Consider the following 26,778-nt stretch of genomic DNA (forward strand, 5'->3'; position numbering starts at 1 on the left):
TTTTATGGGCATACAGTTAACGGGCGTTACGGATAATTTCCTGCGCCATTAAATCTGCCACTTCGTTGGTTGGTTTTTGCTGAGTATCAGCGCGTTCGAAGATATTGATCAGCGTATGGTAAATCTGGTTCACCTTAGCTGTAGATTCTTCGGCGTTGTAACCCACTTCACGCATCTCCATCGCTACGTTGATAATGCCACCGGCATTGATCACGTAATCCGGCGCGTACAGAATACCTTTCTGGCGTAACAGTTCACCATGACGGCTTTCTTTCAACTGGTTGTTGGCACAGCCTGCAATGATTTTGCATTTCAGTTGAGGGATGCTGATGTCGTTAATTGTGGCACCTAAAGCACAAGGAGCGTAGATATCAGCGTCAACAGCATAGATTTCATCTAAGCCTACAGCTGTAGCGTTAAACTGCGCTACGGCGCGGCTGACAGCGTCCTGGTTGATATCAGTTACGATCAGTTTGGCACCTTCTTTATGCAGGTATTCACACAGATAAAAACCAACACTGCCTAAACCCTGAACGGCAACAGTCAGCCCATTCAGATTATCAGTACCAAACTTATGCTTGGCCGCAGCTTTAATACCACGGTAAGTTCCTAGAGCCGTAAAAGGACCTGGGTTGCCGCTTAAACCTTCTAAACCAGCCACATAAGGTGTTTCTTTATTGACGATCATTATGTCGCCAGTGGTGATATTCACATCTTCTGCGCTGACATAACGGCCGCTCAACGAATGAACGAACTTGCCAAATTTGCGGAACAAGGCTTCAGATTTGATTTTTTTTGCGTCGCCAATAATAACAGCCTTACCACCACCTAATGGCAAACCTGCCATGGCATTTTTGTACGTCATGCCGCGGGATAAACGTAATACGTCAACTAAGGCATCTTCATCAGCCACATAGTCCCACATGCGGCAGCCACCTGTAGCAGGGCCTAAGGCTGTGCTGTGGATCGCAATAATGGCTTTTAAACCTGTGGTTTCATCACTGCAGAATACGACTTGCTCATGGTTATCAAATTCAGGATGGTTAAATACAGCCACGACTTGTTCTCCGTTGATATAACTCACTGCACCTTGCAGGGCAGGGTAAGGGCTTTTTTGCGCCGCGGAATGTACCACTTCAGCGACACTTTCGCCATCTATCTGTAAAAACATAGTCTGGTAAGACCAGGTGATTGTCGACAATTTGTGTCAACTCTTGATTGTCGGCATTGAGTCACATAAAGTAACGCCACTTCAGGAGAGGAATAACGCAATGACAGATCAGTTAACCCCGGAACAACATGAGCAGGCGCACAATGAGTGGGTGCGTGCTCAGTTCCAAAAAGCAAACCAGTACCTGGCAGAAAAAGGCATATTGCCAGACACTGTTGCAGTGTCAGAATCTCGTTATTTAACACCATTAATGGCTGTGTGGAAGATTACTGCACAGGATCGTAAACAATATTGGGTTGTTAGTGGTGATTTACCTACAGATCACTTGCCTTTGTCTGCGGCAAAAGATGCCAGAGAAGCTGTACGTGCTTTTTCATTAAACTGGCAAATGAAGGCAGAGCAAGTGATGAACTCTGGTGCCATAGACAAAACCAAGGTAGATTTTGCCAATCTATTAGTGAACAGAGCGCACAGTTTGTATGATTTGTTTGATAAAGAAGAGCTATGGAATTCGTCAAACGAATAGGGTGTCGAGTATATAAATCTTTACAAAGCATCAGATGATGCATCTAAGCGAGTAAATCTATTCGCCACACTCAGATAAAGAAACCGCCATTGGCGGTTTCTTTATCTGATGAATAAGCGAAGCTTATTCAGTAAAGTACCAGTAGCCTTTATTAATCAGCAGTGTTATCAGCTGTAAACGGCCATTATCTGCAGAAAAATGCTGGCAATCTTCCTGACTCAGGCCAACCTGATCCGTCAGTTTTTTTACCGTTTCAAGCTCAACAGCAGGCACTAAAAAGCGGTCGCCGTTGATAAAGAGCTGGATATCTTCGGCTGGATTAGCCTGATAATACAAAGTGCGCAGGCCGCCTAATTTAGCCAGTACTGATCCTTCTTCCAGATACTCACTAATTTCATCGGCTTCATAATGTGGATCAGGTTCTGTTGCATCCAATTCATGTTTGGCATGGCTGATATAACTGCCAAACCACTGAGCAGCAAAGTTTTTATCGTCCACCAACTGGCGTAACAAGTCCTGCACCTGGCTTAGATCCTGTTCGCTGATAGCACCGACGGAATCTGGTATTTGACGCTCTGGGTCGGTGAAACGACGACCCGTAATGTCTTGGTCAATCAGATGATCAGCCAAGCCTGTCAGTAGATCTTTTTGGGCTGGCGCACGGAAACCAACAGAATAATTCAGTGACGGGTCCAAAGAGATGCCATCATGTGGACAACCCGGCGGAATATATAAAATATCACCAGGCTCAGTGATCACATCAATGCAGTCGTTAAAAGGCGTGACCTGCAATAAACGAGGGTGAGGGCAGTGCTGTTTTAAGCTGCTATCTGGCATGCCGACACGCCAGTGACGTTTGCCTTGGCCCTGAATAATAAATACATCGTATTGGTCCAGATGCGGGCCTACGCCACCACCAGCTGTGGAGAAGCTCACCATCAAATCATCAATACGCCAGTTCGGAATAAAGCGGAATGGCTCTATCAAGGCAGCAGAGTGCGGATGCCAGTGATCGACGGCCTGCACTAGCAAAGTCCAACCTTCTTCGCCTAAATGGCTGAAATCCTCAAAAGGACCTGTCTCCATATCCCATACTGCATTTTTATTACTGACAATACGGGATTCAATTTCTTCTTCACCGGCAAGGCCTGCCAGTTCGTCAGGGCTGATAGGGTCGATAAAGTTTCTAAAGCCTGCTTTGATCAGTAAAGGCTTTTTCTGCCAGTAGTCCGTTAAAAACTGCTGGGGAGTTAATTCATTTAAAAATAATTGGTACATAGTTCTGGTTCACCATAAAAACAGGGCGATAAAATCGCCCTGTATAAAAACTCTAACTGAAGCTTAGTTTAGTCCAGTAAATCGACCAACTCGATAGCTGCACCTAAGTAGTTATCCGGGCGCAGCGCTTTTAACTCGGTTTTGACTTCCGCAGGCAGTTCTAATTTATCGATAAATACCGCTAAGTCTGCTGGCGTAATACGTTTGCCGCGAGTCAGTTCTTTCAGCTTTTCATACGGCTGTTCAATGCCATATTTACGCATCACTGTTTGTACTGGCTCTGCCAGTAATTCCCAGTTCTGATCCAGTTCGTTCATCAGGTTAGCTTCGTTCACTTCCAGTTTGCTGATGCCTTTGAGGCTCGCATGATAAGCAATGACAGTGTACGCAAAACCTACACCTAAGTTACGCAGCACAGTAGAGTCTGTTAAGTCACGCTGCCAGCGTGATACTGGTAACTTGGAGGATAAATGCTGGAATATGGCGTTAGCCAGACCCAGGTTACCTTCAGAGTTTTCAAAATCGATTGGGTTCACTTTATGCGGCATAGTCGACGAGCCAATTTCACCGGCAATAGTGCGCTGCTTAAAGTGACCTAAGGCAATGTAACCCCAAACGTCACGGTCGAAGTCGAGCAGGATAGTGTTGAAACGCGCGATGGCGTCAAACAGCTCGGCAATATAGTCATGTGGTTCAATCTGCGTGGTGTACGGGTTCCAGCTTAAACCTAAGCTTGTCACGAACTCTTCTGCAAATTGATGCCAGTTCAGGTTAGGGTAAGCGGATAAATGCGCATTGTAGTTACCCACTGCACCGTTGATTTTACCCAGCAGTTCCACCTTGGCAATTTGTTCACGCTGACGCTTTAAACGCATATACACGTTCGCCATCTCTTTACCTAAGGTAGTTGGAGAGGCGGGTTGACCATGAGTACGGGCCATCATAGGAATAGCTTTGTACTTTTGGGCTAAGGTTTTGATTTCGTTTAATAACTGATCGCACAAAGGCAACAACACTTCGTCACGGGCAGCACCTAACATCAAACCATGCGACAGGTTATTGATATCTTCTGAAGTACAGGCAAAGTGAATAAATTCACTAACTGCAGCCAATTCGGCATGATCAGCTACTTTTTCTTTTAATAAGTATTCAACAGCTTTGACGTCGTGGTTGGTGGTGCGCTCAATGTCTTTCACACGCTGCGCATCAGCAAGGCTGAAATTGTCGACAATTCCGTTTAACAATGCATTAGCGCTGTCGGATAAAGCAGGAACTTCAGTGATAGCTGCTGTGGCTGCTAATTTTTGCAACCAACGCACTTCCACAGTCACCCGGAATTTGATTAAACCATATTCACTAAAAAACTCACGCAGCTCGCTGGCTTTTGAGCCATAGCGGCCATCTACAGGGGAGATGGCGGTTAATGCTGATAATTCCATTAGGTGCTCCTATGAATGGGTTGGGGCAATAGTGTGTAAAACGGATTTGGCTTCATTAAGCAAGGCTTTGCGTTTGAAAATAAAATGCAGACGACTGCCACCGGACTGGCGCCATAAAACCACGGCACGAATAGCTGCTAATAACAAAGCACGAACTTTATGCTGTACCAGTTGCTGCTTTAGCAGTTCTGGCTGACCAGCGACCTGAATTCGGGTGCCTAAAGAGCTGATGCATTCGACATAAATGTCGGCCAGATTGGCAATGATGTTTTCATCGGTAATAGCAAAATGCTGCAGTTGCTGCTCTAAACGGGATAAACGTTTACCCAGATTATCCAGATTGTCACGGTTTTTTGTCAGCTTACGCTCCAGCGCAATGACGGACACCACATACCGGGTCAGTTCCACATCTTTGCGTTGATTGTCACCTAGCTGCTCCACCAGACACTGATAACCAGCGCGCAGGTTCGCCACATCTTTGCCATAAATATCCAAAGGTTCAGCCGGGGATAAATTGGCGATACTGGCTAAACACAGCTGTAAATCAGTCAATGCCACATCGTTAGTGCGGGTGACTTGCTGTAAAAGCTTTAGTGCCTGGCACATACCGGCCAGAGCTAAGGTTTGAGTCTGAATACTGTGTTGCATAAGTTACTGTATGGCCGAATTAATAATGCCACCACCCAAACAAATCTCGTCGCTGTAAAACACAGCAGACTGACCCGGGGTAACGGCTTTTTGAGGCTGATCAAATACCACAACCACAGTGCCGTCGGGCATTGGGGTCAGGGTGCATGGAATATCGGTCTGACGATAACGGGTTTTGACAGTGCAGCGAAGCACCTGCTGCGGGCCAGTGCGATCGACCCAGTGCAATTGGTTTGCCACTAAACCTTTGGAGAACATGCTCGGATGGTCATGGCCCTGAGCGACAATAAGACGGTTATTGATCAAATCTTTTGACACCACATACCAAGGCTGATCATCACCATCTTTTAAGCCGCCAATACGTAAACCTTTGCGCTGACCTAAAGTGTGATACATCAGGCCATCGTGCTGGCCGATTTTATCGCCGTCTACTGTGTAAATATCACCAGGCTGAGCCGGCAGATATTTTTGCAGGAAATCTTTAAATTTACGCTCACCGATAAAACAGATGCCAGTGCTGTCTTTTTTATCGTGCGTAATTAAACCTTGCTCTTCAGCAATAGCCCGCACCAGAGGTTTTTCCAGATGACCGACAGGGAACAGGGTTTGCGCCACATGTTCTTCGCCTATGGTGTAGAGGAAATAGCTTTGGTCTTTATTGGTATCCAGACCCCGCAATAACTGCCAATGGCCTTCAACTTCGCGGCGCTGTACATAATGGCCTGTGGCTATGTAGTCCGCACCTAAAGCTTCGGCGGCAAATTCAAGGAAAGCTTTAAACTTAATTTCCTTGTTGCACATAATATCCGGGTTCGGCGTGCGGCCAGCTTTGTATTCTTCAAGGAAATATTCAAACACATTGTCCCAGTATTCAGCGGCAAAATTAACTTTATGCAGCTTGATACCCAGCTTGTCACAGACCGCCTGAGCATCTCTTAAGTCATCAGCAGCAGCGCAGTATTCGCTGTCGTCATCTTCTTCCCAGTTCTTCATAAACAGGCCTTCGACCTGATACCCTTGCTGTATCAGCAGGTAGGCGGACACTGAGGAATCAACACCACCGGACATACCGACAATGACTTTTTTGCTGCTGTTATCTGACATTACACCGCACTTTTTACTGGCTGGATGGGAACGGGCGCGGATTATAGCACCAAATTCTTTGCCAAAAAATGTTAATAAGCCGGAATATGCGACAGTGTTTCTAATCTGACTGAGTGACTACGTTTTTAATCTGATTGAGCGGTAGTAGCTGCTTTTGTTCAAACTGCGTAATGGCATCCAGCACCAGTTGACTGCGCACGGGCAGGGCATGAGTATTGAGCTCGGCCAGACTTAACCAGTGCAGCGCCAGAATATCCTCATCTTGCGGCTGATAAACAACGGGTAATTCGGTGGGGGTAAAGACAAAATTCACCCGCACATAAAAATGCCCATTGGCGGCTTTGAGCTGAGAGATGCCAAGCCAGGCATCAGGTTCTAAGCTCAACCCGGTTTCTTCCTGTAATTCTCTTTTTACAGCACTGATTAAGTCTTCATTTTCTTCGACATGACCCGCTGGCTGATTTAACACCAGGCGGCCAGAGCTTTTATCTTTTTCTTCCACCAATAAATAACGGCCCTGAAAATACAACACGGCTGCCACAGTTAAATGCAATAAAGGACGGGACATAGAAACTCCGGATAAAAGAAAAGTGGCGTAAATAACAGAAACACTGATCTTTATGCCATATATGAACAAAAAAACCGATCTTTTGTTGTAATTGACGCAAAACGCCCATAAATCGTTAAAGTTGCCACAGTGGTCGGGCCGCAGGCTAGTGCTTTTTCGCCTGACAATTAGGTAGGATAAAGCGCGACAGGGCTTGAGCCTCTACTACTTCTGTCGTAAAGCGCTGTCCCTGACTAGGTTCTTGCGAATAGCGCTGTTATACTCGCACACCGCGAGTAACTGTAACGTTTTAAACAGCATAGGCACTTCGACATAGAGGTTTGCCTATCAAACGACTCAATTTTGCTGTAAATCCAGGAAACGATATGACCACCTCAAAAATTATCTACACTATTACGGACGAAGCCCCGGCACTGGCCACTTATTCTTTTTTACCTGTAGTGGAGGCTTTTGCCAAAACTGCCGATATCGAAATTGAAACTCAGGATATTTCTCTGGCTGGCCGTATTGTTGCCTTGTTCCCTGAATTTCTGACTGAAGCACAGCGTCAACCTGATGCCTTAACAGGTTTAGGCGAACTGGCGAATACGCCTGAAGCCAACATCATCAAGTTGCCCAATATCAGTGCTTCTATTCCACAGTTAGTGGCTGCAATTAAAGAACTGCAAGCCAAAGGCTACAAACTGCCTGATTACTCAGAAGATCCAAAAACTGCCGAAGAAAAAGAAGCCCGCAGCCGTTACGACAAAGTGAAAGGCAGCGCGGTAAACCCTGTGCTGCGTGAAGGTAACTCTGACCGTCGTGCTCCTGCTTCTGTTAAACAATATGCCCGTAAAAACCCGCATTCTATGGGCGCATGGAGCAAAGAGTCGAAATCTCATGTGGCTCATATGAGTTCTGGTGATTTCTACGGCAGCGAGAAGTCAGTCACTATTGCTGAAGCAGGCCAAGTGCGTATTGAGCATGTAGCAGCTGATGGCAGCGTAACTGTACTGAAAGAAAAAACTGCGGTGAAAGCTGGTGAAATCATTGATGCTTCTTCCATGAGCAAAAAAGCACTGCGTGATTTTATCGCTGCAGAAATTGCGGATGCAAAAGCCAAAGATGTGCTGCTGTCAGTGCATTTAAAAGCCACCATGATGAAAGTGTCTGACCCTATTATGTTTGGTCATGTGGTGACAGTGTTCTTCAAAGACGTCTTTGAAAAACACGCCGCTACCTTTGCTGAATTAGGTGTAGATGCCAACAACGGTTTAGGTGATGTCTACGCAAAAATCGCCAAGCTGCCAGCCGATAAAAAAGCTGAAATTGAAGCCGATATCAAAGCTGTGTATGCCAAACAACCAGCTCTGGCGATGGTGAACTCAGATAAAGGCATTACGAACCTGCATGTACCAAGCGATGTGATTATCGACGCTTCTATGCCTGCAGCTATCCGCTCTTCTGGCCAGATGTGGGGCCCGGACGGCAAATTAAAAGACACCAAAGCTATTATTCCTGACCGTTGCTACGCCGGTGTGTATCAGGAAACTATCAATTTCTGCCGCGAACACGGTGCTTTTGACCCTCGTACTATGGGCTCAGTGCCAAACGTTGGTTTAATGGCGCAAAAAGCGGAAGAATATGGCTCACACGATAAGACCTTCGAAATCAAAGCTGCGGGTCAGGTGCGTGTCGTTGATGCTGCTGGTACTGTGCTGATTCAACACAATGTTGAGCAAGGCGATATCTGGCGTATGTGTCAGGCCAAAGATGCTCCAATCCAGGATTGGGTGAAACTGGCGGTCAATCGTGCCCGTTTAAGCAAAACGCCTGCTGTATTCTGGTTAGATAAAAACCGTGCTCACGATGCTCAGCTGATTGCTAAAGTAGAACGTTACTTAAAAGATCACGACACCACAGGTTTAGATATTCAGATCATGTCGCCGGAAGACGCCACCCGTCATACCTTAAAGCGCATCAAAGAAGGTCTGGATACTATTTCTGTCACAGGTAACGTATTACGTGACTATTTAACTGATTTATTCCCAATTCTGGAATTAGGCACCAGCGCGAAGATGCTGTCTATTGTGCCTCTGATGAATGGTGGTGGTTTGTTTGAAACGGGTGCTGGTGGTTCTGCGCCTAAGCATGTTGAACAGTTTGTTGAAGAAAACCACTTACGTTGGGATTCGTTAGGTGAATTCCTGGCGCTGGCTGCATCTCTGGAGCATTTAAGTCAGGTCACTGGCAATGCCAAAGCTCAGGTACTGGCTGATGCGTTGGATCAAGCCACAGCCAAGTTCCTGGATAACGATAAATCACCAACCCGTAAACTGGGTCAGCTGGACAACCGTGGCAGCCATTTCTATCTGGCCTTCTACTGGGCTGAAGCTCTGGCAGCACAGAGCAAAGACGCAGCTTTAGCTGCTCAATTTGCTCCACTGGCTAAAGCTTTAGCAGAAAACGAAGCCAAAATTGTGCAGGAATTAAATTCTGTACAAGGCAAAGCAGTGGATATCGGTGGTTACTACAAACCAGACGATGCCTTAGCATCAAAAGCAATGCGCCCAAGCGATACCTTTAACCAGGCCTTAGCTGCACTGTAATTTCGGACAATCATCCTGTGTAAATAAAGGCGCTTTGTGCGCCTTTTTACGTAGATATTCCTCAAAGTAATTGATGTTGCAGCTAGGCGGCAAACGCGCGAGACCCCAGGAGCATAGTTGTCCTATGTGACTGGGGCGAGGAGTGCGGCCAACAACGCTGCAGCTTCAAGTACGAAGGGGAAAAAAACATCGGGAATGTTTTTTAACATTGGAGCGAAGCGACGATGGCCCTCTAGGGTGAGCGCCAGGGATGGCAGCGAATAAAAAAACATCGGGAATGTTTTTTAACAACGCGAAGCGTTGGCCCGAACGGGTGAGCGCCAGGGATGGCAGCGAATAAAGAAAAATGCCGGCTTATGCCGGCATTTCATATAGATATGTGAGCTTCAGGTGGTTATTCAGGTTTGTGACCTTCTGGCAGTGCGATATTTACTGCATGTAAACCTTTTGGGCCCTCAGACAGGTCAAACACCACATCCTGGCCGGCCTTCAGCGTACGGTAGCCATCCATGTTAATGGTCGAATAATGGGCGAAAATGTCTTCGTCACGACCATCTTCACGAATAAACCCAAATCCTTTGGCATTATTGAACCATTTCACTTTACCGGTAGCCATACTACTTCCTTCTCTAAGTTAGCTAAATTCTGTATTCTAAGACGGTGCAACAGGGAGCTGCGGGCAGACTCCACCATTTACTGTAGATAATTTGTGCAACTAGTCAAGTTTTTTACCCACTTGTAAACAGAGGTTGCAGGTACTATCTATAAGGTAGGGATACAAAGTGGCCGCAAAGCCTGTAGTGGCTTTAGGTCCGGCAAAAAAATACATCAATGCAATTTTGATGCTTTGAACAGGCGTGGCTATAGTTTATGAGCGGTTATAAAGAAAACAACGTAATAGATCATGGAGTGGTAGAGAAAACCCGGCAACAGGTGAAACCTCCCTCTATGTATAAAGTGATACTTCACAACGATGATTACACTCCTATGGATTTTGTCATTGATGTGTTAACCCGGTTTTTTAATATGCAATATGAAAAAGCCAGTGAAATTATGTTGCAGGTGCATTACGAGGGGATGGCGGTTTGTGGAGTGTTCACGGCCGAGGTAGCGGAGACCAAAGTTCAGCAAGTGTCCATTTACGCGAAAGAGCACGAGCATCCATTGTTATGCACTATGGAGCGGGCTTAACGCCAAACAACTGCTGTTGTAACTCAGGTGGATTAGGAGTGATGTTGTATGTTGAACAAAGATCTTGAGTTAACCTTAAATCTGGCGTTTCGGTTTGCGCGGGAAAAGCGTCATGAGTACATGACGGTGGAACATTTATTATTGGCTTTATTGGATAACCCGGCAGCTGGTGAGGCATTAAAGTCTTGCGGTGCCAATATAGACCGCCTGCGGCTCGATCTGTCGCATTTTATCGATTCAACCACCCCTTTGTTGCCAGAAGATGACACAGACCGTGATACGCAGCCTACGCTCGGATTTCAGCGTGTACTGCAAAGAGCGGTGTTTCATGTGCAGTCTTCAGGTAAATCGGAAGTCACAGGGGCCAACGTTTTAGTCGCTATTTTCAGTGAGCAGGAATCTCAAGCCGTTTATTTGCTGAAAAAAATCGACATCAGCCGCCTTGATATCGTTAATTACATTTCTCATGGCGTGATTAAAACCGAAAAAATCGAGCAGCAGGACGAGCAGCAAGATGAAAACGGTGATGTGCAGATTGAAGAAAACAAATACTTGGAAAGCTTCACAGCGAACCTGAATATTCTGGCGAAAAATGGCCAGATTGATCCATTGGTTGGCCGCGATATGGAGTTGGAGCGTACGATTCAGGTGTTATGCCGCCGCAAGAAAAATAACCCGCTACTGGTCGGTGAAGCAGGGGTGGGTAAAACCGCTATTGCGGAAGGCCTGGCTTATCGCATCGTCAATAATCAGGTGCCTGAAGTCATTGCCAATGCCACTATTTATTCACTGGATATGGGCTCCTTGCTGGCCGGTACTAAATACCGTGGCGATTTTGAAAAGCGCTTAAAGTCTTTGCTGAAAGAAATCGAAAACGAAAAAGATGCAGTGCTGTTTATTGATGAAATTCATACGGTTATTGGCGCAGGTGCTGCGTCCGGTGGTGTGATGGATGCATCCAATCTGATTAAACCGCTGTTATCCAGTGGTCGTTTACGTTGCATAGGTTCAACCACCTATCAGGAATTCAAAAACATCTTTGAAAAAGACACAGCGCTGGTGCGCCGTTTCCAGAAAATTGATGTGGTTGAACCTAGCGTGGATGACACCACCCAAATTCTGCAAGGCTTAAAAGAGCGTTACGAAGCGCACCATGGTGTGCGTTATACCCAAAAAGCGCTGCGTGCTGCCGCTGAGTTGTCGGCCAAGTACATCAATGAACGGCATTTACCGGATAAAGCCATAGATGTGATTGACGAAGCCGGTGCCAGTCAGCGGTTATTGCCTGTCTCCAAACGTAAAAAAGTGATTAATGTGCCGGAAATTGAGCACATTATTGCCAAGATGGCGCGTATTCCTGAAAAGTCAGTGTCAGCGTCCGATAAAGATACGCTGGCAAACTTAGACCGTAACCTGAAAATGGTGGTCTTTGGTCAGGACGAACCTATTGAAGTCTTAACTTCGGCCATTCGTTTATCCCGCTCTGGTTTGGGCAACGAAGAAAAGCCTATTGGTAACTTCTTATTTGCAGGCCCAACAGGGGTTGGTAAAACAGAAGTGACTAAGCAGTTGGCCAAAATTATGGGCGTAGAGCTGCTGCGCTTTGATATGTCCGAATATATGGAACGCCACGCGGTCAGCCGCCTTATTGGTGCGCCTCCTGGTTATGTTGGTTTTGATCAGGGCGGTTTGCTGACCGATGCGGTATTAAAACATCCGTACTCAGTGGTGCTTTTGGATGAAATCGAAAAAGCACACTCTGACATCTACAATATTTTGTTGCAGGTGATGGACCATGGCACGTTAACCGACAATAGCGGCCGTAAAGTGGATTTCCGTAATGTGATTTTAGTGATGACCACCAACGCTGGTGTGCAGGAGACGGTGCGTAAAACCATAGGCTTTAAACAGCAGGATCACAGCCATGATGCGTTAGCCGAAATTAACCGGACTTTTAGCCCTGAGTTCAGAAACCGTCTGGATGGTATCATCTGGTTTAAACATTTATCCCGCGACATTATTCTGCAAATTGTTGATAAGTTTGTTTGCGACTTGCAGGTGCAGCTGGATAAAAAACAAGTCTCGATGGAGTTAAGTGGTGCAGCCCGTCAATGGCTGGCCGACAAAGGCTACGATCAGGCAATGGGAGCTCGTCCTATGGCTCGGGTGATCCAGGAACAGCTGAAAAAACCTTTGGCCAACGAAATTTTGTTTGGACGACTGGCGCACGGCGGTGATGTGCGGATTGACTTGAAAGGCGACGAGCTGGAGTTTGATTATAACGAAGAAGAAGCTTTAGTGTGATCACAGCTTAGCTAAGCAACTTAATACGAAAAAACCCGGCTTGGCCGGGTTTTTCTTTAAAGCAGATAGCGTTAGCGCTATCTGGTTCCGGCAAATCTTAACGTTGACGGAACACGATGCGACCTTTGGTCAGATCGTAAGGAGTTAATTCAACAGTGACTTTGTCACCTGTCAGAATGCGAATGTAGTTTTTACGCATTTTGCCTGAAATATGGGCAATAACTACGTGGCCGTTTTCTAACTCGACCTTAAACATGGTATTTGGCAGGGTATCTAAGATAGTCCCTTGCATTTCAATTACATCTTCTTTCGCCATTCAGCGTGCCAGCCTCTTATTTAAATTCATTAGTTCAAAAAACTGCCGCAGATTTTGCCGAAAAAGGGCAGATAAGTAAAGCAAGATAGACAGATTTAGCGAAATGAGAGCCATTCTCCGGCTATAAAGCGTTGTTGTGGTAAAAATTTTGCCTTGTAACTCATTTTTTGACAGTGTTGGATGTAATAACCCAGATAGACAAAATGGACGTTTTCTGTTTTGGCTTGTTCAATCAGCGCCAGAATCGCCAGGGTGCCAAAAGCCAAAGCATGGCCAGTCTGATAAAAAGTGTAGACAGCGGAAAAGGCATCGGCAGTGGTGTCGACTACGGTCACAGCCACTAGATCTTCGCCTATGTATTGTTCTAAAAACTGTATTTTCAACCAGTCAGCTTGCCATAAATACGACATTTGCTCTGGACTTGTCGGCGACATCGAGCTGTCGGCATGTTTAGTGTCTATATAGGATTGGTACAAGGCATAGTATTTTTCTGTGCAATCTTCTGTATTGCTGTGTTGTACCAACTGGTATCGCCAGCTCGTGCGTTTGGCTTTATTCCAAAGCCTTCGTTGATTGCTGTTCAATTGAAATGCTGTTGCTTCGAGTCGCACCGACTGACATTGCTGGCAGCCTTCACAGTAGGTGGTATAAATCTGCTCACCGCTGCGTCTGAAATTCAGCGTCAGTAGCTGCTGGTAAAACTGCGCATCCAGAGGCTCGTCCGGCAGAGTAAAAAGCAGACGCTCCTGCCGGTCGGGCAGGTAATTGCATGGCTGTTGCTGACTGACCCCAAGTTTTAAGCCTGACATCCTAAAGCTCCAACAAAATATCCTGCACACGCCAACTATCAACGGGGCAGAGCAAGCTTTTATGATTGGCTAACAAGGTCAGATAGGTTCTGCGCGACAAAGGCTCTGCTCCTAACTGCTGTAAAAAAGGATTCATCATCTGACAATCAATATAGCCTGTTGCAAAGGATGACAGATGCTGTTGCAAGGCCGCCAGCGCAATTTTTGCGGTATTGGGCAAAGTGTTAAACATCGACTCGCCACAAAACAGCTGACCAACCATCACACCATAACAACCACCGACCAGTTCGCCTTCAGACCAGACTTCAACACTGTGAGCATGACCTTGTTGATGCAACGCAATATAGGCCTGTTGAATGTCGGGGACTATCCAGGTGCCTTGTTGCGAAGCGCGGGGTGCACTGCAGGCTCGAATCACCTGCGGAAACGCTTTGTTGATACTGATTTGAAAGCTGGAATGGTGTAATAGCTTACGCAAAGAGCGGTTAGGTTTTAATACGCCGGGTTTAAAAATGGCGCGCTCTGACGGACTCCACCACAGCAGTGGGTCGCCTGGGCTAAACCAGGGGAAAATGCCGCTTTGATAGGCTTTTAGCAAACGCTCTGGCGATAAATCGCCACCCATCGCCAATAAACCATCCGGTTCAGTCAGAGCCTGACTGACCGGAGGAAATTCAAGTGATGCTTTTGATAATTCGGGTAAATAAATCACCACTATTTACCCTTTAAAAGTTCAGGAAACTTATTTAGCCAAAGCGTCTAAATAACGCTCAGCATCTAAAGCGGCCATACAGCCTGTGCCAGCCGAGGTAATAGCCTGACGGTAGATATGATCCGACACATCACCGGCTGCAAATACACCTTCAATACTGGTTTGAGTGGCGTTGCCTTCAGTGCCACTATGCACTTTCAGGTAACCGCCGTTCATTTCCAGCTGACCGGCAAAAATGTCGGTATTTGGTTTATGACCAATAGCGATAAATACACCAGCTACAGCCACATCTTCAGTCGGCTGACCGTTGGTTGATTTTAAGCGCATGCCGTTGACACCCATATCGTCACCCAGAATTTCTTCCAGTTCACGGTGGGTGTGCAGAATAATGTTGCCCGCAGCGACTTTGGCCATTAAGCGGTCAACCAGAATTTTTTCCGCTTTAAAGGTGTCGCGACGGTGTACTAAATGCACCTCTGAGGCGATATTAGCTAAATACAGCGCTTCTTCTACCGCCGTATTACCACCACCTACCACTGCAACTTTTTGATTGCGGTAAAAGAAACCATCACAAGTGGCGCAGGCAGACACGCCACGGCCGTTGTAGGTTTCTTCTGAAGGTAAGCCTAAGTATTTGGCTGAAGCGCCTGTAGCGATAATCAGAGCATCACAGCTGTACTGGCCGTTGTCACCAGTCAGAATAAATGGACGCTGCTGGAAATCTACAGTGTGGATATGATCAAACAAAATTTCAGTGTTGAAGGTTTCAGCATGAGCTTTCATGCGGTCCATCAGCGCAGGGCCTGTTAAACCATGCGGGTCACCCGGCCAGTTTTCTACTTCAGTGGTGGTGGTTAATTGGCCGCCTGCCTGCATACCGGTCAGCAGCACCGGATTTAAATTGGCGCGCGCAGCATAAACAGCCGCAGTGTAGCCCGCTGGGCCTGAACCTAAAATCAATAAACGGCTGTGTTTAATAGTGGACATGCATTACTCCGGCATTTTTCAATGATGTATTCAGTTGAATCGTTAATGGGGCCGATTTTATGGCATTGCAATAGCGAGATAAAGCACAACCGCATTTTTTCCAATTCAGGCTCTGGCAAGGATCCCGTGCTATGGTATTGTTTGTTTACACCTAATTTGCTGCTGGTCCTCCGCAGAGGTTTAAATTGCACTATCTTCTGTGCCGCTTTTTTTACTCAAGAGGTCTGAATTGATGATATTCAGGCAGGTCCATTATGTTCTGTATTTGTGGCTATTGAGCTGCAGCTTTGTGCTGTCCGCTGAAGCTCACTTTACCCGTATTAGTGTGGATGATGGTTTGCCCAATGCCAGCATTTACAAAATAGTGCAGGATGATGATGGCTATATCTGGCTTGGGTCGACCAATACTGGTTTATTACGTTACAACGGCTACGAACTGGAAGCTTTTGATGTGTTGCCAGCCTCCGTCAGCGAAAATATGCTAGTGCCTGATATAGATGCGTTGTTGATTGACCAGAACGATCAACTCTGGGTGGGCAGTTGGGGGATGGGGCTAAGCAAGGTGAATATCCGCACCGGGGAGATCACACATTATTCTGATCAAGCAGACAGTGGCTTGCCTCTTGCCAGCAACTACATTCAAAGTTTATTGATGGACCATTCCGGAGCCTTATGGATAGGCACGAACAAGGGCCTGCAGCGCTTATTACCTGATGGAAAATTACTAACTATAGGTGCCGAAGACAGTGCTCAACCCTTGATCCATCAGCGGATCTGGGCGCTGGAACAAAGCGAAGATGGCACAGTCTGGATTGCGACCAGCAATGGTTTACATCAATGGACAGCAGAAGATGGCCTCAGTGTTGCCTATCAGGCTTTTGGTCCACACAACGTCAACAATGAAATGCGCACCTTGTTTGCTTATGGCGACAAGTTGTGGGTAGGCGGGCGCAGTGCTTTGTTTCAGTTTGATCCTGCGTCGTCGGAGTTTCGTGTCGTGCCTTTTTATAACGATGCCAATGCGCCGATTATCAATGTGTTGGTCAGTGATCAACAAGGGAATATGTTGGTCGGTACTTTTGATGGTGTCTATAAACTATCTTTGGCTTCAGGTCGGTTTGAACCTTTTGGTGATCAGGCTAAATTATTACCTGGTGTTAATGTGCGTTCTTTGTTGGTCGACCGCAGTGGTTTGTTATGGGTCGGCAGCAGAGAGAGAGGCTTGTTCTACGGCCGGCACCAGCCGTCTGCTTTTACTGATTTGACAGAATGGGGCGAACAGGCCGCTGCTTTGGCTACTGAGCAATTCACTGCGGTCAAAGTGGAAGATGATTTTTTATGGTTAGGTACAGCGGATCAGTTTTATCAGCTTAACCGACGCACAGGCGCTGCTGCCTCTTTTGCAACTTCAGCCCGGGTCAATGCAATCACCAGAACCAGTCAGGGAGAATTATACCTAGGCCTGGACAACGGCTTGTGGCAGTTTGATGAGACAAAGCAGCAACTGGTGCAGCTCGATCCCGGGCTAAGGCCCAACAGCTCTCAATTGCAAAATGTGCGGGATCTCATTAGCTTGCCTGATGGCAGTGTATGGCTGGGCTTATGGCAAAATGGGTTGATGCGATGGGATCCAGCTGGAGAGCATCAGCACTGGCTGCAGGACATGGCCCAACAGAAAGTGGGTGATGCTGTGCAGGTGGTACAACAAATCCAGGGGCAAATCTGGTTGGGTACCCGCTATTCGGGTGTATTTGTGCTGGATCCTGGCACAGGACAATTACAGTCACTGACCCAACTGTTACCTGCTGATCAGGCTGCAGATATTCAGTGTCTTGCACTAGGTCCGGAGAATACGGTGTTGATTTGCAGCAGAAGTGGCTTGTTAAGTTTGGATCTGCAAAATCGCATAGTCTCGGTGCTGGTAGAAGCGGTAAAACTTCCGAGCACTGAATTATTGGGGGCTTACACTGATAAACAAAACAATATCTGGCTGTTTTCGGCTTATGGTTTAACCCTAAAACCTTACCAGCAAGAGCGCTTAACGACCTTCACAGAACAAGACGGCCTTAATAGTAAAGAAATGATTTTCAAAGCGTTTTCGGTATCCAAACGCGATAACTTGTATCTGGGCACCGCAGGGGGCCTGGCGATAATGAACGCTGGACGACTCTGGTTGAATCATCACAAAGCCAACACCCGTATTTCAGCCATTTGGATTGATCAAAAAAAGCTTAAAACCGGCATTATGCAAGGGCCATGGTCTCATATCGAATTAAAACCCGGTGAGAGTATTAGTCTGGAGCTGGCCAGCCTCGATTTCCACGACCCCAAACGCAACCAGTTTATTTATCAACTCGAAGGGGTAGATAACAGCTGGCAACACAATACCGGTTATACCAAAGTGAATTACAGTCAGTTGGAGCCAGGCAGCTACCAGTTTAAGGTGTTGGGTTCAAACCAGCATGGCTTATTTGCTGATAAGGCTCAGGTACTGAGTATCGAAGTGCTGCCTTTATGGTGGCAGCGAGGTTGGGTCGTGACAGCTATTGCTCTGGTCTTGTTGCTGTTGCTGTTGGGTGGCCACGCTTACCGGCTGCGGCATATGCGCCAAATTAACAAGCTGCTGCAGCATTCAGTGCAGGAAAAAGCCAATAACCAGACGGTACTGGAGGCGATGGTCGAAGAACGGACCAAAGCGCTGCAGGACAGTACAGCAACTTTGTCTCTGCGCTCACGACAGCTGGAGCTGAGTTTGTCGCAACTGGCCGAAAATAACAGAGAGCTCAAACGGCTGAATAACCTAAAAGATGAGTTTATCTCTACGGTCAGCCATGAACTACGCACACCTTTAACTTCTATTCGTGGTGCGGTCGGATTAATCGCCAGTAAGGCTGTGGACCAGAATTCAGAGCATTACCAGCACTTGCTGCACACTGCTTTGGGCAACAGTGAACGATTATCGCAGCTGATTAACGACTTACTGGATTTGCAAAAGTTTGAGTCTGGTAACTTTAGTTTGTCTTTTGCAACGCTTGACATGAAACAGCTTGTGCTTCAGGCGCTGGATAGTATTGCGCCTTATGCTGCCAAGTATCAGGTGAGTTTTCAGGTGCAGCTGGAAGACTGTCGGCTGGTTGCTGATCAAACCAGATTAAGGCAAGTGGTGGATAATTTATTGTCTAATGCCATTAAGTTTTCCAGTTCAGGCCAGACCGTCATGGTGCAGTTAAGCCAAAACGCCGGTTTTATACGTTTTGCTGTGCAGGATCAAGGCTCTGGTATTCCGGATAATTTCCGCAGCCGTATTTTTGAAAAATTCTCTCAGGCAGATGGCTCCAGCAGCCGCAAAGCTGAAGGCACAGGGTTAGGCTTGAACATTTGCAAAACTATTATTGCGGCTCATCATGGCACTATTGGTTTTGACAGTGAACCAGGCCAAGGTGCGTTGTTTTGGTTCGAATTACCGCTGACGCAAGAGCAGCAGTCAGAGTCGGTTTAAGCCGCCACTGACGGTGGCAACACATAAAAGTACACAGCCAGAAAATGGCAAACACTGCCGGAGAGTACAAATAAGTGCCAGATCAAATGATGCATAAACAAAGTTTTTTGCACATAAAACAGCACGCCACCTGAGTAAAACAAGCCACCCGCCAACAACCACCACATGCCTGCTGCTGGTACATAGGTCAGCATAGGATCGATAGCTACTATCACTATCCAGCCCATCATCAGATACATAGCCAGAGATAATTTCTGATATTTAGCACCGGTAAAGAGTTTTAACAGTACGCCAGCCAGCGCAATACTCCAGACGAGGGCAAATAACCACCAGCCCCAATTGTCTCTTAAACTGACCAGCGTAAAAGGGGTGTAGGTGCCGGCAATTAAAATAAAAATAGCCGAATGATCCAGTTTTCTGAGCCACAGCTTATGCTGCAGATTGCCAATGGCATGATACAACGTAGAGCTGCCGTACAATAAAATTAAACTCAGGCCAAAGACCCAACTGCTTAATTGACGCCAGAAATCAGTATCAGCACTGAGCTGGAGCATCAGATACAAGCCAATGATGCTGGCTAACACCCCCAGACCATGGCTGATGGCATGGCTTAATTCTTCTGATGCACTGTAACTGGTCGCTGCTTTCATCTTCTGTATGGCGTTCTAAGTGGTTGAAAACGCCATGTTAACACTGGCTGGATAAAAGCAACCAGCCTGATTCGTTATTTTCGGCAGATAGGGGTAAACTAACGACCTTTGTTTTTTACACTGAACAGTAGTCTTTTATGTCTGTGCTTCTTGTGGTCGGTTACGTCTGGCCTGAACCTAATTCTTCTGCTGCCGGCAGTCGAATGTTGTCTTTGCTGGCGATGTTCCGCGAGCAGAATTGGACTGTTATTTTTGCAAGTCCGGCCGAAAAAAGCCCACACCGTTTTGATTTAAGTCAGTGGCAAATTGCCGAACAGCAGATCCAGTTAAACGACAGCAGCTTTGATGAGCAATTAAAACAGTGGCAGCCCGATATAGTGATGTTCGACCGTTTTATGCTTGAAGAGCAGTTTGGCTGGCGTGTTGAACAGCAATGCCCTGATGCGCTGCGGTTATTAGATACTGAAGATCTGCACTTCTTACGTTTAGCCCGTCAGCAGGCGTTTAAAGCGGGCAGGGCTGTGACACTGGATGATTTACACAGTGAGCAGGCGCAGCGTGAAATAGCTGCTATTTACCGCTCTGATCTGACGTTGATTATTTCAGAAGCCGAAATGCAGCTGCTGACAGAACACTTTAAGGTACCGGAAGATCTGCTGTGTTACAGCCCGTTTTGGCTTGAAACTCAAACCGAAGCTGAACTCCTTGCTGATTTACCGCTGTTTGAGCAGCGCCAGCATTTTGTCTCCATTGGTAATTTTCGGCATGAACCCAACTGGCAGGCTGTGCTTTGGCTCAAGCAGCAGATCTGGCCTTTGATCCGTAAGCAACTGCCCAAGGCTGAACTGCATATTTATGGCGCTTATCCGCCGCCTAAAGCCACGCAGTTGCATCAGCCTAAAGAGGGGTTTCTGGTCAAAGGCTGGGCTGAAAGTGCAGCTGAAGTGGTTAAAAATGGCCGGGTGTTAGTGGCCCCTTTGGCTTTTGGTGCTGGTCTTAAAGGCAAATTTATTGATGCCATGGTGCAGGGCACACCCAATGTCACCACGGCCATAGGCGCTGAAGGCATGGTGCATCAGGGGGAGTGGGCCGGACTTATTGGTGAAACTGCTGAACAAATCGCAGAAGCCGCTGTGCTTTTGTATCAGGACCAGGCTTTATGGCAGCAAAAGCAGCAACAAGGCTTTCGTATTCTGGCGGAGCGTTTTGCACAAGAGCACCATCAGCCCCGAGTCTGGCAGCAATTGATGGATGTGCAGCAGCAATTGGCACAGCACCGATTAACGAATTTCACTGGGGCTATGCTCAGACATCATCAGCATCGCAGCACACAATTTATGGCGCAGTGGATTGAAGCAAAAGCTAAATTGGCAGAGCTGAAACACAGCCTTGCACAGGAGACAACAGATGAGTGAAATCAGCCGTCAGGCTTTAGTTCAACTCTTGGATCAGGAACTACAAAGTAACCTGATCAAAGACTATTGCCCCAATGGTTTACAGGTGGAAGGGAAAAGCCAGATTAAAAAAATAGTGGCTGGTGTGACGGCTTCTCAGGCTTTGCTGGATGCGGCTGTAGCAGCTGGTGCTGATGCCATTCTGGTGCACCATGGTTATTTTTGGAAAAACGAAGACTATGTGATCACTGGTATCAAAAAACGCCGTTTACAAAGCCTGTTAAAACACGATATCAGCCTGATTGCTTACCATCTGCCGCTGGATGTGCACCCGCTGCTTGGTAACAATGCTCAACTGGCATTAAAGCTGGGCTTAACCCAGTGGCAGGCTGTGCCGGGTGTCAGCCCGGCAGGCGTTTTGATGCGTGGCACTTTAGCTAAGGCGATGACCAGCCAGCAGATAGCGGACAGGCTACATTATGAGCTCAATCGCGCTCCGCTGCTGCATGCAGTGTTGGATAAGCCTGTGACACAACTGGCCTGGTGTACGGGCGGTGGTCAGTCTTATATAGATCAGGCTTATGCTGCAGGCGCAGAAGTTTTTATCAGCGGTGAAGTGTCGGAACAAACTATTCATAGCTCACGCGAACTGGGGATCGACTTTATTGCCGCAGGTCATCATGCCACTGAGCGGTATGGCATCAAAGCTTTGGCTGAATTTGTGCAGCAGAAAACCGGTGTGGTCTGTGAATTTATTGATATCGACAATCCTGCGTAAGGGTTTTACCAAGTGAGTAATAAATAGTGACTAAAAAGCAGCAGGACCGCAATTTTGATGGTATAGCGGGCAAGTTTCAGAAAAATATTTACCAGACCACCAAAGGCCGTGTGCGCCAGGCTGTGCTGTTACGTGACTTTGCTGAATGTGCTGATTTACAAAAGCCCAGCCGAATTCTGGATGTAGGTGCAGGGCAGGGCCAACTGGCGCTGGCTTTAGCAGAGCAAGGCCATCAGGTTACGTTAACTGACTTGTCGCAGGATATGCTGGATATGGCGTTACAGGATGCCAAAGAGCGAGGAATAGAAGCGCAGATCCAATGCCATGCTCTGGCCCTGCAGCAGTTGTCTGAGCAAGAATGGCAGCCGTTTCCTGTGGTGTTATGTCATGCGGTGTTGGAATGGCTGCATGAACCGGCAGAGGCCATCAAGCAACTGCGTGCTTTAGTGCAAAAGGGTGGGCTGGTGTCGCTGATGTTTTACAACAAAGATGCCAAACGCCTGAGCAATATTATTTATGGCAATTTTAACTATGTGCTGCGTGATTTGGCCTTTAAGAAAAAAGTCAGTTTAAGCCCGCAAAATCCGTTGCAACCTGACGACGTCTATCGCTGGTGCAAAGAGGCTGGTTTTGCGATTGAAGGTAAAACCGGAGTGCGTTGTTTCCATGATTATCTGCGTGACCGCTCTGAGCAGGAAACTGAATTTGATAAGTTGCTGCAGGTGGAACTGCAATACAACAGACAAGAACCTTATGCCTCTATAGGGCGTTATCAGCACCTGTTACTCCGGGCTCTGTAACGATCGGAGCTCTGCCTTTGATCGTCAATTTATGGCTTAAAGACTGAAGGGTTTTGCAGCGGCGAATCCAGCTGAAATTAAATGTGAAAAAACAGTTGCAGTGCTGAATAAAGCTGTTATGATTAATTTCGTAATGCGAACGGTTATCATTTGCAAAATATGCAATCAAGTGGGAAGTCTGCACCCTGCCAGGAAGGCAGCTTGATTTCGTAGGCGGATAAACGCTCTGTTACATGTTGTGACCCTATGACAACAACTGTTCTGCTGTTGTTGTCAGACTCCGAAGTCTTTGCCCATCCAAAGACCACGTTCTGGCCCGGCCTTATCAGCCGGGCATTTTTTTCTATTTTGCATCTGCCACCAGAGGTTATTTCAAACAAGTTGCCGCCCTTCAGTCCGGTTTAGTCTTGATAAAAATTGTCCGTTTAGCGTGTAAGGTATCCATCCGAATTCAAATAGGTCTTGCCACTGGAACCACTGTTTTTCAAACAAGAAAGGTCGGGGACCCGGAAAACCTTGCTTTGCCCGATGATCGATATTCTCTGTGTTACGTATTATTCACTGAGTTTAAAAGCAATGTGGACAAGATAAACCTGTTTGTGAGGGGAAGGTTTTACTGATACCTTGGCAAGAGACATAGGTCATTTTGTCGTTTTCATATGCTCTTCATCATTTTTTACGCCGATTTCGGCACAGGTAGCTGAGGAAATAACTATGACGTTGGAAACAGTAAGATTTGGCGGCGACGATATCGAAAACTCGCTCGCTAAAATGGATGATAAAGCTCTTGATAAACTGGCATTTGGTGCCATTCAGCTCGATGGTACCGGCAAAATCATTCATTACAACGCTGCAGAAGGAACGATCACAGGTCGTGATCCTAAAAGTGTGATTGGTAAAAACTTTTTCACTGATGTAGCCCCTTGTACCCAGAGTAAGGAATTTCAGGGGCGTTTTAAAGAGGGGGTTCAGAAAGGTGACCTGAATACTATGTTTGAATATGTGTTCGATTATCAAATGAAGCCGACTAAAGTGAAAGTACATATGAAAAAAGCGATGACAGGCGATAGTTTTTGGATTTTTGTGAAACGCTTGTAAGCTTTAGTTTCGGTCCCTCACAGTGCTGGCCTTTGCCAGCATTTTTATTCGAATTCACCCCCTGAAGGTTAAGGATGTTGAAATGCCCCAGCAACTGACGGTGTCAGATTGCAAACTAGTGCTGCAATCATTATTGAGTGCTGAGTTAAGTGCGTATAGGGGGATAGCTATTCCTTGCTGGCAAGAGCCAACTGATGTTGACTCACTGGAGCTTTTACATCTGGCCAGTTGCGTCAACGAATTTTTCTGTTTACACGAGACAGGCTCAGAAGATCGTTTATTAATGACAAAGAGCCTGGATGACTGGGCAGCCCTGGTTGCTAATGCGACATGCGAAACCTCAGGGCTTATGTTCAGAACCTCTGGAAGCACAGGCAACCCGACGTCGCATCATCATAAATGGGAGCATATAAAAGCCGAAGTGGATTCATTGTCTTTCGTTTTGCTTTCATCCAAGCCCATAAAGCGGGTGGTTAGTTGGTTACCATTACATCATTTGTATGGGTTTATGTTGGGAATGGCGTTCCCTGCTATGGCAACTATTCCACAGTTGGCTGTGACTGATGCTGTGCTGCCAAAACTATCAAGTGGCGACTTACTAGTCACAGTGCCACCACGTTGGGAGTATTTAGCAAGGTCACGCCGGGCATGGGAGCCTGCTATTTATGGAGTCAGCTCCACAGGTGAACTATCAGAGCACACAAGCTCAAGTTTGCTAAGCCAGGGATTATCAGGTCTGTTAGATATTTATGGCAGCACCGAAACTGGTGGTATAGCCGCACGTTGGCTGCCAAAAACCTCGTATCAATTATTAAAGCATTGGCAATCTGGCTGCGATGCTCAGCATATTCAACGTGAGAATGATGGGGCTGAGCTGCCGCTGCTGGACAATGCAGAGTGGTACAACGAACGTCACTTCGTACTCAAAGGGCGCCTTGATGAGTTGATCTCCATAGGTGGCGTCAATGTCAGTGTCACCTATGTAGGGCAGAAGTTGCGTGCCTTGGAAAGTGTCGCTGATTGCACTGTTCGGGTAGCTAAACAAGGAGCTCAGCTTCGTTTAAAAGCCTTTGTGATCCCCAGAACCAGTGAAGATGAGACTGCAACAGAGATAAACAATGCTATTAAACTTTGGCCCGCGGCCGAGCGTCCTGTCCAAATCACTTATGGTACTGCTTTACCCACGAATGAGATGGGTAAGCTCACCGACTGGTAAAATCCTGAAGGAAACTTTTTATGCGCTCTGAGCAGCTAACGCTTGAAGATGTTGAAGCCATCGCGCTTGGACGCCAAACCTTGGCGGTGACCGAAAAACAAATGCATGCTGTAGAAAACGCGCATAAATTCCTCTGCCGTGCTATTTCGGACAGAAAACGAATTTATGGTGTGACTACGGGTTATGGTCCTTTAGCGACCACAGAGGTAGACCCAAGACAATCAGCTCTTTTACAGCAAAATTTAGTTCACCATTTGTGCAGCGGTGTGGGGGAGCCTCTTACTCATCCTCAGGTTCGTGCCATGATGGTTGCTCGTTTAATAAGTTTATTGTCAGGGCACTCAGGTGCTAATCCTTTGCTGATTAAACGAATGCAAGAGTGGCTGAATGCAGATATGGTTCCTTTTATTCCATGTCGAGGTACTGTGGGAGCAAGCGGAGATTTAACCCCGCTGGCACATTTGGCAAGAGCCATGAGTGGAGGGGGAAAAGTAAGCATAAAAGGTGGACTCTGGATAGAAAGTAGGGATGCACATCAGCAACTGGGTTGGCAGCCACTGGTGTTAAAAGGAAAGGATGCTATCTCCCTTGTGAATGGAACTTCAGCAACTGTGGGCATAGCAGCATTAAACGCAACAGCTGCAGAGCGGGCGTTAAAACTTAGTACTTTACTGGTTCTGTTATACGCAGAGTTACTCAATGGGCACAGAGAAGCATTTCACCCTGCTATTGGACAGTTACGGCCTCATCCAGGTCAACAAAAGCTACACAGTTGGTTATGGAGTTTGTCAGCCAGCAGTGATGCTTTAGTCCCATGGTGTGCAGAGTCCAGGAACCTTAATCTGATGGGAGAAGATATCCAGCAAAACCAACCGCTGTTGCAAGATGCGTATACCTTACGTTGCGCTCCACAGGCACTGGGGGCTGCTCTTGATGTGATTAGCCAGCATGCGACAACAGTAAAGATTGAACTGAGTGCTGTGACTGACAATCCGCTGCTGTTTGCTGAAGATGAGCTTATTTTGCATGGGGGCAATTTTTTTGGTCAGCATTTAGCTTTTGCCAGCGATCATTTAAACAATGCACTGATCCAAATGGCGCTATACAGCGAACGCCGTATAGCAAGGATCACTGATCCTTTAAGAAATAAAGGGCTTCCGGCGTTTATGCAGCCTCTTGATACAGGGTTGCATAGTGGTTTTATGGGAGCGCAAGTCTGTGCTACGTCACTGGTCGCTGAGCTACGCAGTCAAGCGATGCCAGCCTCAATTCAATCCATCCCAACCAACGCTGATAATCAGGATATAGTGCCCCTTGGTACTATTGCCGCCAGAAGAGCAAGTACCAGTTTGACTCAGCTTTATCAAATATTGGCCATTGAAGCCCTGGTGTTGGTGCAAGGGGCTGAGCTAAAAAATACCCATTCGTTTAGCCATTCGTTTAGCCATTCGTCACAAGTAGTGTGTGCATGGTTAAGGCAGTATGCATTGCCACTCAAAGAGGACCGCGCTTTGTCAGAGGATATAACCAGAGTCGCAGAGGCCCTTATTGATCCAGACAAGGTGAAGTCGTTGATTGAGCTTTTAGCCTGAGTTTACCCAACTTTGAAACTCTATGTCTGAAGCTCTGCCCTGGAGTTACATCTGTTTTATAAAGTTCTGAATTTAAAAGTAAAAAATGGTTTGATACATAAGCTTGATAC

23 protein-coding genes are annotated in these 26,778 nt (G+C 46.7%); 11 read left to right on the plus strand and 12 right to left on the minus strand.

The window, feature by feature from the left end; all coding sequences use genetic code 11:
• Positions 1-16: 16 nt before the first annotated feature.
• Positions 17-1,201, minus strand: a complete 1,185-nt coding sequence (locus tag LSG37_RS18370) for a Leu/Phe/Val dehydrogenase (protein WP_269836661.1) — start codon at positions 1,199-1,201, stop codon at positions 17-19.
• 70 nt (positions 1,202-1,271) lie between these two features.
• Here LSG37_RS18370 and LSG37_RS18375 point away from each other — a divergent pair, with 70 nt between their 5' ends.
• Positions 1,272-1,697: a DUF4826 family protein gene (locus LSG37_RS18375; RefSeq protein ID WP_233081295.1), complete on the plus strand. Its 426-nt coding sequence runs from the start codon at positions 1,272-1,274 to the stop codon at positions 1,695-1,697.
• A gap of 123 nt (positions 1,698-1,820) precedes the next feature.
• On the opposite strand, the gene LSG37_RS18380 is transcribed toward LSG37_RS18375, so the two are convergent.
• The 5 genes from LSG37_RS18380 to LSG37_RS18400 form a co-directional block, all read right to left on the minus strand.
• Entirely contained in the window at positions 1,821-2,975 is a 1,155-nt protein-coding gene (locus LSG37_RS18380) for a ribosomal protein uL16 3-hydroxylase (protein ID WP_233081296.1), read from the minus strand.
• A 68-nt stretch (positions 2,976-3,043) separates the two neighbouring features.
• Complete coding sequence (gene purB / locus LSG37_RS18385) at positions 3,044-4,414, minus strand: adenylosuccinate lyase (protein ID WP_233081297.1); 1,371 nt, start codon at positions 4,412-4,414, stop codon at positions 3,044-3,046.
• 9 nt (positions 4,415-4,423) lie between these two features.
• Positions 4,424-5,062, minus strand: coding sequence for a high frequency lysogenization protein HflD (gene hflD, locus LSG37_RS18390; protein ID WP_233081299.1), 639 nt, complete (start codon positions 5,060-5,062; stop codon positions 4,424-4,426).
• A 3-nt stretch (positions 5,063-5,065) separates the two neighbouring features.
• Complete coding sequence (gene mnmA / locus LSG37_RS18395) at positions 5,066-6,166, minus strand: tRNA 2-thiouridine(34) synthase MnmA (protein WP_233081301.1); 1,101 nt, start codon at positions 6,164-6,166, stop codon at positions 5,066-5,068.
• Positions 6,167-6,266: 100 nt separating this feature from the next.
• Positions 6,267-6,734: an NUDIX domain-containing protein gene (locus tag LSG37_RS18400; protein ID WP_233081303.1), complete on the minus strand. Its 468-nt coding sequence runs from the start codon at positions 6,732-6,734 to the stop codon at positions 6,267-6,269.
• Positions 6,735-7,099: 365 nt separating this feature from the next.
• On the opposite strand from LSG37_RS18400, the gene LSG37_RS18405 reads away from it, so the two are divergent.
• Positions 7,100-9,322: an NADP-dependent isocitrate dehydrogenase gene (locus tag LSG37_RS18405; RefSeq protein WP_233081304.1), complete on the plus strand. Its 2,223-nt coding sequence runs from the start codon at positions 7,100-7,102 to the stop codon at positions 9,320-9,322.
• A gap of 394 nt (positions 9,323-9,716) precedes the next feature.
• Here the strand turns inward: LSG37_RS18405 and cspD are convergent, their stop codons facing one another.
• Positions 9,717-9,938: a cold shock domain-containing protein CspD gene (cspD, locus tag LSG37_RS18410; RefSeq protein ID WP_046518730.1), complete on the minus strand. Its 222-nt coding sequence runs from the start codon at positions 9,936-9,938 to the stop codon at positions 9,717-9,719.
• A gap of 254 nt (positions 9,939-10,192) precedes the next feature.
• Between cspD and clpS the strand changes: the two genes are divergently transcribed.
• Together clpS and clpA are read left to right on the plus strand one after the other, a co-directional pair.
• Positions 10,193-10,513, plus strand: coding sequence for an ATP-dependent Clp protease adapter ClpS (gene clpS, locus LSG37_RS18415; RefSeq protein ID WP_233081306.1), 321 nt, complete (start codon positions 10,193-10,195; stop codon positions 10,511-10,513).
• Positions 10,514-10,561: 48 nt separating this feature from the next.
• Positions 10,562-12,817, plus strand: a complete 2,256-nt coding sequence (gene clpA, locus LSG37_RS18420; RefSeq protein WP_233081307.1) for an ATP-dependent Clp protease ATP-binding subunit ClpA — start codon at positions 10,562-10,564, stop codon at positions 12,815-12,817.
• Between the two features lie 97 nt (positions 12,818-12,914).
• Here the strand turns inward: clpA and infA are convergent, their stop codons facing one another.
• From infA to trxB, 4 genes are all read right to left on the minus strand, one after another.
• On the minus strand, positions 12,915-13,133 hold the full coding sequence (infA, locus tag LSG37_RS18425; RefSeq protein WP_008610216.1) for a translation initiation factor IF-1: 219 nt from the start codon (positions 13,131-13,133) through the stop codon (positions 12,915-12,917).
• Positions 13,134-13,228: 95 nt separating this feature from the next.
• Entirely contained in the window at positions 13,229-13,942 is a 714-nt protein-coding gene (locus LSG37_RS18430; protein WP_233081309.1) for an arginyltransferase, read from the minus strand.
• 1 nt (position 13,943) lies between these two features.
• A complete protein-coding gene (aat, locus tag LSG37_RS18435) occupies positions 13,944-14,657 on the minus strand; it encodes a leucyl/phenylalanyl-tRNA--protein transferase (RefSeq protein ID WP_233081311.1) in 714 nt (237 codons plus the stop codon).
• A gap of 27 nt (positions 14,658-14,684) precedes the next feature.
• Positions 14,685-15,641: a thioredoxin-disulfide reductase gene (gene trxB, locus LSG37_RS18440; RefSeq protein ID WP_233081313.1), complete on the minus strand. Its 957-nt coding sequence runs from the start codon at positions 15,639-15,641 to the stop codon at positions 14,685-14,687.
• Positions 15,642-15,930: 289 nt separating this feature from the next.
• Here trxB and LSG37_RS18445 point away from each other — a divergent pair, with 289 nt between their 5' ends.
• Positions 15,931-19,140: an ATP-binding protein gene (locus LSG37_RS18445; protein WP_233081315.1), complete on the plus strand. Its 3,210-nt coding sequence runs from the start codon at positions 15,931-15,933 to the stop codon at positions 19,138-19,140.
• On the opposite strand, the gene trhA is transcribed toward LSG37_RS18445, so the two are convergent.
• A complete protein-coding gene (gene trhA / locus LSG37_RS18450; RefSeq protein ID WP_233081317.1) occupies positions 19,137-19,790 on the minus strand; it encodes a PAQR family membrane homeostasis protein TrhA in 654 nt (217 codons plus the stop codon). The two genes, LSG37_RS18445 and trhA, sit on opposite strands and share 4 nt — an antisense overlap.
• 137 nt (positions 19,791-19,927) lie before the next feature.
• On the opposite strand from trhA, the gene LSG37_RS18455 reads away from it, so the two are divergent.
• From LSG37_RS18455 to LSG37_RS18480, 6 genes are all read left to right on the plus strand, one after another.
• Complete coding sequence (locus LSG37_RS18455; protein ID WP_233081319.1) at positions 19,928-21,205, plus strand: glycosyltransferase; 1,278 nt, start codon at positions 19,928-19,930, stop codon at positions 21,203-21,205.
• Positions 21,198-21,962, plus strand: a complete 765-nt coding sequence (locus LSG37_RS18460) for a Nif3-like dinuclear metal center hexameric protein (protein WP_233081321.1) — start codon at positions 21,198-21,200, stop codon at positions 21,960-21,962. The genes LSG37_RS18455 and LSG37_RS18460 overlap by 8 nt, the downstream gene beginning before the upstream one ends.
• Positions 21,963-21,988: 26 nt before the next feature.
• Positions 21,989-22,762 (plus strand): methyltransferase domain-containing protein, encoded by a 774-nt coding sequence (locus LSG37_RS18465; RefSeq protein ID WP_233081323.1) that lies wholly within the window; start codon positions 21,989-21,991, stop codon positions 22,760-22,762.
• 714 nt (positions 22,763-23,476) lie between these two features.
• A complete protein-coding gene (gene pyp, locus LSG37_RS18470; protein WP_233081325.1) occupies positions 23,477-23,860 on the plus strand; it encodes a photoactive yellow protein in 384 nt (127 codons plus the stop codon).
• An 82-nt stretch (positions 23,861-23,942) separates the two neighbouring features.
• Positions 23,943-25,076, plus strand: coding sequence for an AMP-binding protein (locus tag LSG37_RS18475; protein WP_233081326.1), 1,134 nt, complete (start codon positions 23,943-23,945; stop codon positions 25,074-25,076).
• A gap of 20 nt (positions 25,077-25,096) precedes the next feature.
• Complete coding sequence (locus tag LSG37_RS18480) at positions 25,097-26,668, plus strand: HAL/PAL/TAL family ammonia-lyase (protein WP_233081327.1); 1,572 nt, start codon at positions 25,097-25,099, stop codon at positions 26,666-26,668.
• The last annotated feature ends 110 nt before the right edge of the window (positions 26,669-26,778 follow it).

The organism is Rheinheimera soli (assembly GCF_021290985.1).
GTDB classification, from domain to species: domain Bacteria; phylum Pseudomonadota; class Gammaproteobacteria; order Enterobacterales; family Alteromonadaceae; genus Pararheinheimera; species Pararheinheimera soli.

What these genes read in the sequence shown, in the direction of transcription:
- pyp (WP_233081325.1), top strand. Translation starts at nt 23,477, where the DNA reads ATGACGTTGGAAACAGTAAGATTTGGCGGCGACGATATCGAAAACTCG.
- LSG37_RS18455 (WP_233081319.1), top strand. Translation starts at nt 19,928, where the DNA reads ATGTCTGTGCTTCTTGTGGTCGGTTACGTCTGGCCTGAACCTAATTCT.
- hflD (WP_233081299.1), bottom strand. Translation starts at nt 5,062, where the DNA reads ATGCAACACAGTATTCAGACTCAAACCTTAGCTCTGGCCGGTATGTGC.
- trhA (WP_233081317.1), bottom strand. Translation starts at nt 19,790, where the DNA reads ATGAAAGCAGCGACCAGTTACAGTGCATCAGAAGAATTAAGCCATGCC.
- trxB (WP_233081313.1), bottom strand. Translation starts at nt 15,641, where the DNA reads ATGTCCACTATTAAACACAGCCGTTTATTGATTTTAGGTTCAGGCCCA.
- LSG37_RS18400 (WP_233081303.1), bottom strand. Translation starts at nt 6,734, where the DNA reads ATGTCCCGTCCTTTATTGCATTTAACTGTGGCAGCCGTGTTGTATTTT.
- purB (WP_233081297.1), bottom strand. Translation starts at nt 4,414, where the DNA reads ATGGAATTATCAGCATTAACCGCCATCTCCCCTGTAGATGGCCGCTAT.
- mnmA (WP_233081301.1), bottom strand. Translation starts at nt 6,166, where the DNA reads ATGTCAGATAACAGCAGCAAAAAAGTCATTGTCGGTATGTCCGGTGGT.
- clpA (WP_233081307.1), top strand. Translation starts at nt 10,562, where the DNA reads ATGTTGAACAAAGATCTTGAGTTAACCTTAAATCTGGCGTTTCGGTTT.
- LSG37_RS18375 (WP_233081295.1), top strand. Translation starts at nt 1,272, where the DNA reads ATGACAGATCAGTTAACCCCGGAACAACATGAGCAGGCGCACAATGAG.
- cspD (WP_046518730.1), bottom strand. Translation starts at nt 9,938, where the DNA reads ATGGCTACCGGTAAAGTGAAATGGTTCAATAATGCCAAAGGATTTGGG.
- LSG37_RS18405 (WP_233081304.1), top strand. Translation starts at nt 7,100, where the DNA reads ATGACCACCTCAAAAATTATCTACACTATTACGGACGAAGCCCCGGCA.
- LSG37_RS18430 (WP_233081309.1), bottom strand. Translation starts at nt 13,942, where the DNA reads ATGTCAGGCTTAAAACTTGGGGTCAGTCAGCAACAGCCATGCAATTAC.
- clpS (WP_233081306.1), top strand. Translation starts at nt 10,193, where the DNA reads ATGAGCGGTTATAAAGAAAACAACGTAATAGATCATGGAGTGGTAGAG.
- LSG37_RS18475 (WP_233081326.1), top strand. Translation starts at nt 23,943, where the DNA reads ATGCCCCAGCAACTGACGGTGTCAGATTGCAAACTAGTGCTGCAATCA.
- LSG37_RS18460 (WP_233081321.1), top strand. Translation starts at nt 21,198, where the DNA reads ATGAGTGAAATCAGCCGTCAGGCTTTAGTTCAACTCTTGGATCAGGAA.
- infA (WP_008610216.1), bottom strand. Translation starts at nt 13,133, where the DNA reads ATGGCGAAAGAAGATGTAATTGAAATGCAAGGGACTATCTTAGATACC.
- LSG37_RS18480 (WP_233081327.1), top strand. Translation starts at nt 25,097, where the DNA reads ATGCGCTCTGAGCAGCTAACGCTTGAAGATGTTGAAGCCATCGCGCTT.
- LSG37_RS18380 (WP_233081296.1), bottom strand. Translation starts at nt 2,975, where the DNA reads ATGTACCAATTATTTTTAAATGAATTAACTCCCCAGCAGTTTTTAACG.